This window comes from Clostridium sp. (assembly GCF_040797585.1).
Classification (GTDB): domain Bacteria; phylum Bacillota; class Clostridia; order Clostridiales; family Clostridiaceae; genus Clostridium_Z.
On the sequence record NZ_JBFNEO010000062.1, the window covers coordinates 1 to 13,774 of the forward strand.

Annotated in this window: 11 protein-coding genes; 6 read left to right on the forward strand and 5 right to left on the reverse strand. The window is 30.1% G+C overall.

Annotated elements, in window-relative coordinates; genetic code table 11:
- Positions 1–167: 167 nt before the first annotated feature.
- The 5 genes from AB2369_RS05920 to AB2369_RS05940 form a co-directional block, all read right to left on the reverse strand.
- The gene (locus AB2369_RS05920) at positions 168–653 is read right to left on the reverse strand and encodes a GNAT family N-acetyltransferase (protein WP_367665555.1); all 486 of its coding nucleotides are present in this window, start codon (positions 651–653) and stop codon (positions 168–170) included.
- A gap of 2 nt (positions 654–655) precedes the next feature.
- Entirely contained in the window at positions 656–2,440 is a 1,785-nt protein-coding gene (locus AB2369_RS05925) for an ABC transporter ATP-binding protein (protein ID WP_367665556.1), read from the reverse strand.
- A complete protein-coding gene (locus AB2369_RS05930; RefSeq protein WP_367665557.1) occupies positions 2,440–4,197 on the reverse strand; it encodes an ABC transporter ATP-binding protein in 1,758 nt (585 codons plus the stop codon). Before AB2369_RS05930 ends, AB2369_RS05925 begins: the two co-directional genes overlap by 1 nt.
- 611 nt (positions 4,198–4,808) lie before the next feature.
- On the reverse strand, positions 4,809–6,179 hold the full coding sequence (gene murC / locus AB2369_RS05935) for a UDP-N-acetylmuramate--L-alanine ligase (RefSeq protein ID WP_367665558.1): 1,371 nt from the start codon (positions 6,177–6,179) through the stop codon (positions 4,809–4,811).
- 72 nt (positions 6,180–6,251) lie between these two features.
- Positions 6,252–7,313, reverse strand: a complete 1,062-nt coding sequence (locus tag AB2369_RS05940) for an HD-GYP domain-containing protein (protein ID WP_367665559.1) — start codon at positions 7,311–7,313, stop codon at positions 6,252–6,254.
- A 330-nt stretch (positions 7,314–7,643) separates the two neighbouring features.
- Between AB2369_RS05940 and purR the strand changes: the two genes are divergently transcribed.
- The 6 genes from purR (at position 7,644) to AB2369_RS05970 (ending at position 13,739) form a co-directional block, all read left to right on the forward strand.
- Positions 7,644–8,459: a pur operon repressor gene (gene purR / locus AB2369_RS05945; RefSeq protein ID WP_367665560.1), complete on the forward strand. Its 816-nt coding sequence runs from the start codon at positions 7,644–7,646 to the stop codon at positions 8,457–8,459.
- A gap of 89 nt (positions 8,460–8,548) precedes the next feature.
- A complete protein-coding gene (spoVG, locus tag AB2369_RS05950) occupies positions 8,549–8,836 on the forward strand; it encodes a septation regulator SpoVG (protein WP_367665561.1) in 288 nt (95 codons plus the stop codon).
- Between the two features lie 179 nt (positions 8,837–9,015).
- Positions 9,016–10,386: a bifunctional UDP-N-acetylglucosamine diphosphorylase/glucosamine-1-phosphate N-acetyltransferase GlmU gene (glmU, locus tag AB2369_RS05955; protein WP_367665562.1), complete on the forward strand. Its 1,371-nt coding sequence runs from the start codon at positions 9,016–9,018 to the stop codon at positions 10,384–10,386.
- A 44-nt stretch (positions 10,387–10,430) separates the two neighbouring features.
- The gene (locus AB2369_RS05960) at positions 10,431–11,390 is read left to right on the forward strand and encodes a ribose-phosphate diphosphokinase (RefSeq protein WP_367665563.1); all 960 of its coding nucleotides are present in this window, start codon (positions 10,431–10,433) and stop codon (positions 11,388–11,390) included.
- A 224-nt stretch (positions 11,391–11,614) separates the two neighbouring features.
- On the forward strand, positions 11,615–12,301 hold the full coding sequence (locus tag AB2369_RS05965) for a response regulator (protein WP_367665564.1): 687 nt from the start codon (positions 11,615–11,617) through the stop codon (positions 12,299–12,301).
- A 19-nt stretch (positions 12,302–12,320) separates the two neighbouring features.
- Positions 12,321–13,739 (forward strand): ATP-binding protein, encoded by a 1,419-nt coding sequence (locus AB2369_RS05970; protein WP_367665565.1) that lies wholly within the window; start codon positions 12,321–12,323, stop codon positions 13,737–13,739.
- Positions 13,740–13,774: the final 35 nt, after the last annotated feature.

Genomic DNA, 13,774 nt, shown 5'->3' on the forward strand with positions numbered 1-13,774 from the left:
CCACAATTTTTAAAATTGCAGGGCTCTGTTATATTAATTAGCTAGAAGTTTTAAAGTTTATATAGAACTTTAAGAATAATTCAATCTATTTAGGGTTAAGTTACAATGGTTATATAAAATGGATTTTGAGGTAAAACCCTATATAGAGAATTATTTTCTTGTTGGTCTTATAAATAATTTTCCTCATGATGAAGAGATTTAACCATTATAAGACAAGGGCAGTTTTCACCCCATATTTCTTTTATTTCTTCTAAGGGAGAGAAACCTATACTTTCATAGAAACCTCGTGTTTTTTTATAATAAGGATCCTTATGAGAAGGCCCTAGAGTCTTAACCATAAGAAATTCATACTTATTACACCGCAGATGATGGTGAATATATTTTAGTAATGTAGTACCTATTTTTTTATTATGGTATTCTTCTAATACTCCCATGCAGAAAATTTCAGCAGTATGAGGATTATTTTCTTTTATTGAGACAAAGCCTACAGGAGTTTTATTATCATAAGCGCTATAGAATAGCATATCTTTGCTTTTATTTATATAGTATTTAGTGGATTCTTCTATGCCGAACCAATTTGGTAAGCTATTTAATACCCTAGAGCATATATTTTCTTTTAAGCTATCATCACATATATACTTGTATTGTATCAATTTTAAGCTCCCTCCTTAAGGAATTTATATTGAGCAGTGAAAAGATCATAATATTTTCCTTTAAGTTTTATAAGCTCTTCGTGAGAACCAGCTTCGCATATATTTCCATTATCAATAACCATTATCTTATCACAATCTCTTATGGTTGATAATCTATGAGCGATAACAAAGGAAGTTCTTCCGTGCAAGAGTTTGTTTATTCCTTTTTGAACTAGAATTTCTGTGTAAGTGTCTATATTAGAAGTAGCTTCATCTAATATCAATATTCTAGGATTAGCAAGTAATGCACGAGCAAAGGATATTAGTTGTCTTTGACCAACAGAAAGTCTTGATCCACGTTCATTAACTTCTGTATCATATCCTTTTTCAAGGCTCATTATAAAGTCGTGAGCATTTACAGCCTTAGCAGCTTTTATTACATCTTCATCTGTTGCATTAAGTTTTCCGTATTTTATATTTTCCTTAATGGTTGCAGAGAATAAGAATGTATCCTGAAGCATAATCCCCATTTGACTTCTTAAAGAGGATATATCTACATTTTCAACATTGAGACCATCTATTAATACTTCTCCTTCAGTAGTGTCATAGAATCTACTAATAAGATTTATTATTGTAGTTTTACCAGCTCCAGTAGGTCCTACCAGTGCTATGCTTTCACCAGGCTTTACCTTGAAGTTCACATTGTGAAGCACAGGAGTTTCATCATAAGCAAAGGTTACATTTTTAAATTCTACATTACCATTAATAACAGGCATTTTAATTGCTAATTCACTATTTACGATATCAGGGTTTATATCCATTATTTCAAAGATTCTTTCTCCAGCAGCAAAGTTGGTTATTAAAGTATTGTAGAAGTTTGATATATTCATTATAGGTCTCCAGAACATTGTTATATACCAAGAAAAGGCTATAAGAGTACCTACAGAAATATCATCTTTTATTATAAGTCTCGCTCCAACCCAGTAAACTATAACAGAACCAAATCCCCAAGAAAGTTCAACCAGTGGCCAAAACAAGTCATTTAGCTTAATACAATGATTAAAAGAATTCATCATTTCATTAACTAATTCATTAAAGTTTTTTGAAGTGTTTTTTTCATTAGCAAAGCTTTGAATTATTTTAATACCAGAAAAATCTTCGTGGGTAAAAGCATTAAGGTTAGAACGTTTTTGTCTATACTTGATCCACCTCTTAGTACCATATTTCTCTATAGAGAATAAAGATACAAATAATAGAGGAAGAATTATAATAGCAGCCAGTGCTAATTTGTAATTAAGATAAAACATTACTACAGTTACGCAAAGAAGATTTAAAACTTCAGGAACTAAACTTGTTATAGAGGTTGAAAAAAGTTCTTGAAGAGAATTTACGTCTCCCATAACACGGGCAAGGATTTTTCCAACGGGTCTATTGTCAAAGAAAGAGAAAGAAAGCTTTTGTATATGAGTATAAAGTTCATCTCTTATACTTACTAAGATTTTATTAGTAACCTCTGACATCATTATAATTCTCTTCTTAGAAGCAATCATTCCTAAAAAGTTTAAGCCTACTAATAAAGCTGCAATATATATAAGACCATTTACATTAGAATCTTGTATATTCTCATCAATAGCTACTTTTAATAAATATGGATTTAGTAGTCCGCATATCATTACAAAAACCATGAGAGAAATAACAATAAATACTTTAAGACTATAAGGTTTTAGATATCCTAATAATCTTTTTATAATATAAGACTTAGAATGATGAATTGAAGACTCATCCTGTCTTACTGAATTTCTAGCCATTATACCACCTCTTTTTTATTTTCATTACTGATAAATTCATCTAAATTAAAATCCTTAAATTGTTCACAATAGATTTCATAATACTTACCCTTAATAGCTAATAGTTCTTCATGGGTACCTCTTTCTACTATTTCTCCATTTTCCATAAATAATATGATATCAGCGTTTTTAACAGCAGATATTCTATGAGCTATTATAAAGGTGGTGTTAGATGACTTATTGTTGTTAAGATTTTTTAAGAGTTTAAATTCTGTTTCCATATCTAAGGCAGATGTGGAATCATCCAATATTAATATTGAAGAGTTACGAACTAATGCACGAGCTATAGATAGTCTTTGCTTTTGTCCCCCAGAAAGCCCAAGACCACGTTCACCTACAACAGTTGAATAACCATCTTCTAGTTCATCTATAAATTCAGTTGCACATGCTAGTGTGCATGCCTTTATTATTTCTTCCTCACTTGCATCTCTCTTACCAAATTTAATGTTTTGAGATATGGTATCTGAGAAAAGGAATGTATCTTGAGGAACTATAGACATAGAGTTCCTTAAAGTTTTTAGGTTTAATTCCTTAACATTAACTCCATCAACTAGGACTTCACCTTGAAACACATCGTAATATCTTCCTATTAGTCCTATAAGACTGGATTTACCAGATCCTGTAGTTCCCATAATGGCCACATTAGAACCGGAAGGTATCTTAAGATTTATATTTTTTAATATTACTTCATCATTATATTTAAAAGATACATTTCTAAATTCTATATTTCCAGAGACTCTTTCTAAATTCTTAGAATATTTAGAAACATCAATGTCTGGTTTAGTGTCAAAAATCTTTAGGATTTTACTACAAGAAGCTTTATTTTGAGCTAACATGTTAGTAAGCCAACCAAGCATTCTCATAGGCCATATTAGGTTCCATATATAACCGTTAAAGGCTACAAGAGCACCTATAGACATTTCCTTTTTTATTACAAAATATCCACCAAGAGCAATCATAATTACAAGGGATAAATTTGTTAAGAACTCTATAGGGGGATAGTATTTACCCAAAATCTTTGCTTGATCCATGTTAAGCTTATGATTTACCTTATTCATTTTAAGGAATTTTAAAATTTCATGCTTTTCCCTTGCGAAAGCTTTTACAAGCCTAACTCCAGCAATATTTTCTTGTGCTGCTGTGTTCATCTCTGCATTATGGTCACTTATTTTATCGTAAGTTTCCATTTCTTTTTTCTCTAGCTTTAGAGCTAAAAAACCAATAGGAATCATTATGGATATACAGGCTAAAGCTAGTTTCCAATTTAGATAAAATAAAAATGCAGAAGCAAATATAAAGTAGATAATATTCTCAATGAATATCCTAAGTCCAAAGGATAAGGTTCTCCATATATTATCTATATCTTCACCTATTCTTGACATAAGCTCACCAGTGTTCATATTATCAAAATACTTAAAATGAAGACTTTGAATGTGATTAAATAAATCATACTTTAAGTCCACATTCACCCTGCTAGCCATAATATCAAAGATATATTCCTTAAAATATCCCAATATAGCACGGCTTAAGGTAATTGCTATTAACCAGAAGGATATTTCAAGAAGTAAGGACATATTTTTTCCTATAATGACCTTATCTACTAACTCCTTCATAAGAATTGGATTTATCATATCTAACACTATATTCAGAATCATGAATAGGGTAGGTATGAATACTAGAAGCTTATACTTCCAAAGATAATTAAAAATTTTTTTCAATGTCTAGACCTCCTTTTTAGAAAAGAAAAGGCCATGAATAACCTTGTGAAACACAAGGTTAAACCATGACCTTTCAGATTGAAGAATCTTATTTTAGGATAATCTAATATTTTGCATAAGGGCATATTAGCCCTAGGGACACAAAAAGGCCATGGATATGCCTTATGAAAACATAAGATTAACCATGACCATAAAATTCTTAGTTTTTATATAAAAGTCATGGAGTGAGAACCCCATACTTTTACGCACCATCATAAGGGTACTTAAATGTTATAAAAAAGTACCACTAAAGAAGATAGGGTTAACACCTGTTTTATAATTATTAAGTTTTAAAGATGAACTATTATTTAATAACATAATTAACATAGGTCCTACCTCCTTTTTAAAATTCACTGTTACCAAAGAAGATAGGGCTATTATTTAAAAATAAATTTCCAGCGATTAATAGAGTCTTAAATTTCATTTTTAACATTTTTCCTACCTCCTTCTTTAAAATTTATTAATAAGTTTTATCTTACATTAATAGAATATTATCATTACAAAATAATGTCAATAAAAAATATTTAATTAATAGAATATTCTGTACCATATCAGATGTTTTTAAAGGGTTATTATTTAAGGAACATTTCTCCAACTTTAACTACATCACCAGCTCCTACAGTGATAAGTAAATCTCCTTTGTTTAACTTAGAAGACACATATTTCATGGCATCTTCATGACTTTTAGCATTTATACATTTAAGTCCTTTTTCTCTAATTTTATCTCCTAACATTTCTGAACTAACAATTCCAGTATCTTTTTCTCTCGCAGCATATATATCAAGAAGTATTAATTCATCACAATCATTAAAGCTCTCTACAAAATCATTAAATAGACTGTGGGTTCTTGTATAGGTGTGAGGTTGGAACACACAATATATTTTGTTGTAGTTCATATTTTTAACGGATTCTAAGGTAGCTTTTATTTCAGATGGATGATGTGCATAATCATCAATTACCGTTACACTATCCTTTTCCCCTTTGAATTCGAATCTTTTATGAGCATTTCCAAAATTCTTAAGACCAGATACTATAGCTTCATTAGGGATATTAAGGACTAATGAAGCGCCAATAGCACTTAATGCATTAAGAATATTATGCTTTCCAGGTACTTTTAAGGATATATTAAATAATAAGTCTCCTTTAAAGAAAACATCAAACTTAGAACCATGACCCAGGAATTCAATGTTTTTAGCTATTAAGTCCCCATTCTCAATTCCATAAGTTAATGTATTACATTTTGCACCTTTTAGAACCTTTACTACTCTAGAATCATCAGCACATCCTATGGCATAACCATCTTCAGGAATTAGACTAACAAATTTCTTAAACGCTTCCTCAATATGTTCTATATCCCTATAATAGTCAAGATGATCTGCATCTATATTTAAAATTATTCCTATATAAGGATAGAACTTTAAGAATGATTCCTTATATTCACAAGCTTCAGTTATAAAATACTCACTATTTCCTATTTTAAAGTTTCCATTTATAATATCTAAGTTTCCACCAACTAGAATAGTTGGGTCTAAATTTCCTTCTAAAGTTATGTGGGATATCATAGAAGTAGTAGATGTTTTACCATGGGTACCGGATATGGCCACATTATACTTATGTCCTTTCATAATAAGACCTAGAAATTCAGCTCTATCCATAAGAGCTATATTATTTTCTTTAGCATATATAAGTTCAGGGTTATCAGAAGAGATAGCAGCAGTGTATACTACTAGAGATACATCCTTCAAATTATTTTTATCATGGCCTATATATATTTCACAGCCTTTTTCTTCTAATATTTCAGTTATATTCGAAGAGCTTCTATCAGATCCAGATACCTTATATCCATTATTCAAAAGCACGGCGGCAAGTCCGCTCATACTTACTCCACCAATTCCTATAAAATGTATTTTCTTATTTTTATCCTTTAAAAAGTCAAAAGACAATGATCTCACTCCTCTTGATTAAATTATTCATTTAATAATTATATACATATTTAATATAAATGAATACATAAATTATAAAATATCCACTATATTTAGGCTTTTTTCTACCTTTAAGTCAATAAATTCATCTTTTACACTAACTAGAGGATGAGTAATATCAATAGGATCTATTTTTATTATTTTTGCCTTTGAACCATCACTTAACAATGCGATCTCACCTGTATAGTAGTCGCACATGTTATTTATAAAAACATTTGCAAGCTTCATATCTAGTTTTTTATAAGAATCTTCTTTAATAACCTCTAAAGCTTTTAATGGAGATTCTTTAGCTCTATAGCATCTATTGGATGTCATAGAGTCAAAAATATCCGCTATAGCGATTATACGAGAAAACATAGGGATTTTATTATCCTTCAATCCTAAAGGATAGCCGGAGCCATCTAATCTTTCATGATGAAGGAGAATAGCTTGACCTACAGAGGGGTCTAAAAATTGTATATTTTTAACTAAGTCATATCCCTTAATTGGGTGAGATTTTATTAAGGTCTTTTCTTTAGTTGTAAGAGGGCCAGATTTGTATAATATGCTTTCAGGCATTTTACTTTTTCCTATATCATGAAGAAATCCTGAATATATTAAAAGTAGAGATTCTCTTTGAGATAATTCTAACCATTTAGCCATGAGAGCACTTAAAACAGCAACATTGACAAGATGTCTATATTCATAATAATTTTCTCTACGATCTTCTGTTATATTTTTAATGATAAGACCTGTATGTTTAAGGTTAGATAGTAAATCTTCTGATATAGAACGAACTTCAGCAAGATTTATCTTAGAGGTATTTTTTACTGAATCAAACATTTCTTTAGCTTTTATAGAAACAGTTTTTAAAGTCTTTTCTGTAATTTTATAATCATCTGAGGCTTTAGATGATATGGCCTCATTTTCTAATTCATCAACTTCATCAAATATATATATATCCGAAAGGTTATAAAGAGTCTTTATTTTATTTATGATTTTTTCATTAAGGACAATACCTTCTCCTACAATCTTTACATCATTTAAATAGATATCTTTTGCAAGAGTCATCCCGGGTTCTAGACTATACGGTGTTATTTTATTCGATTTTCTCATTTAGGTTGCAGTCCTTTCATTGATTAATTTAAAAATTTCATAACTATATTTTACCATATGGTATGTGAAAAATGTTACAAATCCTATACTTGTTATCGTTTACTTAATTCTTTTAGTTAATATATTATTAGTAAAATTAAAATAGTATCATAAATACAGTGATATAATGGAAAATATATTAATTGAATAGGTTTTTAAAATATAATTAAAACTAAAGAAGTAACTTACTTGATATTAGGTTTAATATAGAATACAATAAAACATGAATAATCCACAATAAATTAATAGGGATAATTCGTAATTATGTTAAATTTTTTAGTAGGTGATATTATGGAGAAGTTTTCAAGAAATAGCAGGGTAGTTGCTATAACAAAAATTCTTTCCGAAAACCCTAATAAGGTTGTTAGTCTTAATGTATTTTCTGAATTATTAAATGCTGCTAAATCTACAGTTAGTGAAGATATAGTAATAGTTAGAGAAATTTTAGAAAAGCTTTCACTTGGAAAGGTTCAAACAGTATCAGGGGCAGCTGGAGGAATAAAGTTTATACCAAATATGAGTGAAGATTTAAAGCTTAAATTTGCAGAAGATATATGCAAGTTATTAATGGAAAAAGAAAGAATAATTCCAGGTAATTTTGTTTATATGACGGATGTTATGTACAGTCCAGAGTTCATAAAAAAAGCTGGACTTATGTTATCTACCTTTTTTACTCATAAGGATATAGACTACGTTATGACTGTTGAAACTAAGGGTATTCCTCTTGCTTATGAAGTGGCTAGGAACTTAGGGGTAGAACTTATAATAGTAAGAAGAGATAGTAAAGTTACAGAAGGATCTACTGTTACTATAAATTATGTGACTGGATCTAGTGGAAATATTCAAAACATGTGCTTAGCTAAAAGATCTATAAAAAGAGGATGTAATTGTCTATACATAGATGACTTCATGAGATCAGGTGGAACGGCTCTTGGGATTAAGGACCTTTTAAAGGAATTCGATAGCAATTTAGTTGGTATGGGAGTACTTATAGATGATTATACAGTGAATGAAAAATTAGTAGATGGATATTATTCTATAATAGATTTTAAGGGTGTAGTTAAAGGAGAGGCGGAGTTCACAGTATCGAAATGTTTTAAAAGATAAAATTTTCTAAAAATTTCATTAAAAAAGAAGGAAATCACATTTTCATAGAGAATATTATTCAGTAAAGCATCTTGGAGGTGAGGTTTCAAATGCAAATAACCGATGTTAGAATTAGAAAAATATCTTCAGAAGGCAAGATGAAAGCTATTGTATCTGTTACCTTTAATAATGACTTTGTTGTACATGACATAAAAGTTATTGAGGGTCAGAATGGACTATTTATAGCAATGCCTAGTAGAAAGACTCCAGACGGAGAATTCAAGGATATTGCCCATCCTATCAACACTGAAACAAGAGAGAAAATTCAAAAGGCAATTTTTGATGAGTATGAAAAAGTTAAAAATGAAGAGCCAGAAGATAAAGAAAATATAGAGTAATGCGATAAAAAGGAGTAGATATAGCTCCTTTTTATTTTTTGCATTAATTCAAATATATATAGCAATACTAAGGTTGAAAAAGAAGTTTATATAAAATATAATATAAGTTGTGCAATATTTTTATTGTAATAGGAAATAGTATACTCTATTTAAATAAAAAGGTTTAAAGAGGTGCAAATATGATCAAATGTGCTATTGTATTAGCAGCAGGTGAAGGAAAAAGGATGAAATCTACCACGCCGAAAGTTTTACATAAGGTATGTGGAAAAGAAATGGTTAATCATGTGATAGATACCATGAGAAAAGCACATATAGATGATGTGAATGTAATAGTTGGAAAAGGCGCAGACAAGGTAAAAGATGGTACAAGGTCTAGGGAAGTTAGTTATTCCTTTCAAGATAAGCAATTAGGAACAGGACACGCTATTATGTGTTCTAAAGAGTTCTTAAAAGATAAGAAAGGTGTAGTAGCTGTATTTGCTGGAGATGCACCTTTAATAGAAGCATCCACAGTAGAGAGGTTACTAGAACTTCATATTAAAGAAGGATTTAAAGCTACTATATTAACTTCTATAGTAGATAATCCAACAGGCTATGGAAGAATAGTTAGAAATGAAAATAATAATGTTGAAAAGATTGTAGAGCATAAGGATTGTTCAGAAAATGAATTAAGGATAAATGAAATAAATTCAGCTATTTATTGCTTTGATATAGAAAGTCTTCTAAGTAGCCTGGATAAATTAAATAATAACAATGCTCAGGGGGAGTACTACCTTACAGATGTAATAGGAATATTAAAGGATTCAGGACATAAGGTAGGAGCTATGGCTATAGATTTTGAAGAAACTATAGGAATAAATTCAAGAGTGCAACTTTCAGAAGCTGAAAGATTATTAAGACATAGAATTAATAAAATACATATGGAAAATGGTGTTACATTAATAGATCCAAGTTCTACTTATATAGGTGTAGATGTGGAAATAGGATGTGATACTATAATATATCCTAACAATATAATAGAGGGTAAAACTATTATAAAGGAAGGATGCATAATATATGGTAATTCAAGAATAAGTGATAGCACAATAGAAAATAATGTTACAGTGCAGAATTCTGTTATTTTAGATAGTAAGGTTGGAGAAGGTACCACTGTAGGACCATTTGCATACATAAGACCTGAAAGCACTATTGGAAATAACGTTAAAATAGGTGATTTTGTTGAGATAAAAAAATCTATTATAGGAGACAACACTAAGGTATCTCATCTTACCTATATAGGAGATGCAGAAGTTGGAAGTAGTTGTAACTTCGGCTGTGGAACAGTTGTTGTAAACTATGATGGGAAAAATAAAAATAAAACTATAGTAGGGGATAATGCTTTTATTGGATGTAATTCAAACCTTGTATCCCCAGTAAAGATTGAAAGCAATAGCTATGTAGCAGCAGGATCTACTATAACTAGTGAAGTTCCAGAAGGAAGTCTTGCAGTAGCTAGAGCTAAACAGGTTAACATTAAAGGATGGGTAGAAAAAAAAGGATTTAATAAATAAACCTTTAGCCAAAGACAAACAAAATTTAAGGAGGTCTTCATACAATGATAAGCCATGGCAAAAACATAAAAATATTTACAGGAAATTCACACCCAAAGCTAGCTGAAGATATAGCTAATATATTAGGTGTAGAAGTTGGTGGAGCTGATATAGGAACATTTAGTGATGGAGAGATATCAGTAAATATTAAGGAAACTGTAAGAGGAGCTGATGTTTTCGTAGTTCAATCTACTAATTCACCAGTAAACAATAACTTAATGGAATTATTAATAATGATTGATGCATTTAAGAGAGCTTCTGCAGGACGTATAACTGCAGTTATGCCTTACTATGGATATGCAAGACAAGATAGAAAAGCTAAGTCAAGAGATCCAATAACAGCGAAGCTTGTTGCTGATCTTTTAACAACAGCAGGAGCGGATAGAGTTCTTACAATGGACTTACATGCAGCTCAAATACAAGGATACTTTAATATACCAGTAGATCATTTAATGGGAGTATCAATTTTAGGAAAGCATTTTGTAGAAAAAGGTTTTGCAGATAGAGATGATGTGGTTGTTGTATCTCCAGACCTTGGAAGTGTTACAAGAGCAAGAAAATTTGCAGATAGATTACATGCTCCTATAGCTATAATAGACAAGAGAAGACCAAAGGCTAATGTTTCTGAAATAATGAACATAATAGGAGACATAAGAGGCAAGGCTTGTATATTAATAGATGATATGATAGACACTGCAGGTACAATAGCAAATGCTGCTAATGCTCTTATAGATTTAGGAGCTACAGAAGTTTATGCTTGCTGTACTCATGGGGTTTTATCAGGACCAGCATTTGAAAGAATAAATGATTCAGCTATCAAAGAACTTGTAATGCTTAATACTATAGATCTTCCAGAAAGAGGAGATCTTGAAAAATTCAAGTCATTATCGGTAGCACCTATGTTTGCTGAAGCTATAAGAAGAATATATGATGATGTGCCATTAAGTAAATTATTTGAAGATTAATAAATAAAAAATATATATTAAAAAGGGGATGTATCAAAACTTTATGTATACAGCATTAATTTTGATATATTCCCTTTGTTTTTTAAATGATTAAATAATTGTAATAGTTTCTTCATTATTTCATGGTAAAATAGTTGTAGCATATTTATTAAATTTTTTGAATATTTATTTTTAGTAAATTTTATTTTCTTGGGTAGAATAAAAAATAGATGAGGTGATTTTAAATGGAAGGAACCATAGGGAAAATTCTAGTAGTAGATGATGATGAAAACATATGTGAAGTTATAAAAATGTATTTAGAAAGTTCAGGATACGATACTAAAACATGCCATGATGGAAAGAAGGCACAAGAAATATTTTTAGAATATAAGCCAGATTTAGTTTTACTAGATATAATGCTTCCATATATGGATGGAATAGACGTTTTAAAATGGATAAGAAGAGAAGGAGAAACTCCAGTTATAATGGTAACAGCTAAAGGAGATACCTTTGATAAAGTTTTAGGACTTGAACTTGGTGCAGATGATTATATAGTAAAACCTTTTGAACCAAAGGAACTTTTAGCTAGAATAAAAGCAGTTATGAGAAGATATAATTCAGAGAACTCTGGTAAAGAAGCTTTAGTATTCTCTGATTTATCAGTTGATGTGAATTCTTATACAGTTGTTTATAAGAATGAGGAAATTAAAATGCCACCTAAGGAATTTGAACTTCTTTATTACTTAGCAAGTAATAAGAATAGAGTTTTCACAAGAGAACAACTGCTGTGTGAAGTTTGGGGCTATGATTATCCAGGGGATTCGAGAACAGTGGATGTCCATATAAAGAGATTAAGAGAAAAACTCCATGGAGGGAATAATTGGCAACTTGAAACTGTATGGGGTGTAGGATATAAATTTGAGGTTAAGTAAAAGAGGGTAAATAAAAGTGATTAAAAATAGCCTTGTATCAAAAATGATAGTAGTCTTTACAGCCATAATTAGTATTACATTTATAATGATGGCAGCATTTTTATCTATATGGTTTGAGGGTTACTATTTAAATGAAAGAAAGTCTCAACTTGATAAGGTTGGAAGTAGTATTGCTACTTCTGCTACTAATTACTTATATGAAAAGCAAGATTCCTCTTTAAGTAGACTTCAAAGAGAATTAGCCCTTACATCAAACGCTCTTGGAACAAATATTTTACTTGCAGATTCTTATGGATACATATATGCAGTATCATCAGAGGAATATAAGGAGTTATTGTTCACAACTTTACCTATAAAGGAAATGGATGAGCTTAGGTTTGGAAATACTATTGAAAAAAAAGGAAGTTTCTTTGAGCCATTTAATTTTCCTTCCTATATATATTTAAAACCTATATTTAAGGATAATAATTTTAAAGGTGTTATTTTTATGCATACTCCTTTAAATCTTATAAAAGAGCCATTAAGAAGAGTATATAGCATAATATGGATATGTGCTTTACTGGCAGTGGTTACGACTAGTATATTTATATACTATTTCGCTCAAAAAATACTAATAGGACCTTTAGCTCATATAAATAATGTAGCCAAAAAGATTTCAAAGGGCGAGGTTGAAAAAAGAGTATTAATAGAGTCAGAGGATGAAGTTGGAGAACTTGCAAAATCCTTTAATATTATGGCAGACTCCATTGAAGAGGTAGAGAATACAAGGCGAGAATTTATGTCTAATGTATCTCATGAAATAAGATCACCATTAACTTCTATAAAGGGATTCATAGGTGGAATACTGGATGGAGTAATACCTAAGGACAAGGAAAATTATTATTTGACCATAGCTTTTGAAGAAGTTAAAAGATTATCAAGACTTATAAATGATTTATTAGATTTATCTGCTATGGAATCAGGGAAGTTAAAATTAGTCATATCAGATATAGATATAAATGAGCTGATAAGAATATGTGTAATAAAATTTGAGCAAAGGATAAATTCTAAACATTTAAAAGTTAATGTAACTTTTGAGGAAGATCATATGTATGTTCTTGGAGACAGAGATAGACTAATACAGGTAATTACTAATGTTTTAGATAATGCTATAAAGTACTCTACAGATGGTGGAAATATAAGTATAAAAACAAGAGGTAGAGGAAACAAAGTTTTAGTATCTATTTACAATGATGGACCAATTATACCAAAGGAGCATATAGGACATATTTGGGAGAGATTCTATAAGGATGATAAATCAAGAACCTCAAAGATAAGTACAGGACTTGGACTTCCTATAGTTAGAAACATATTAACCCAACTAGGGGAAGATATTTGGGTTGAGAATAAAGGGAAGGAAAAAGGTGTTTTATTTACCTTTTCTCTTAAAAAATATTAATGTAAAAACTTATTTTTAAAATGAGATATAAATAG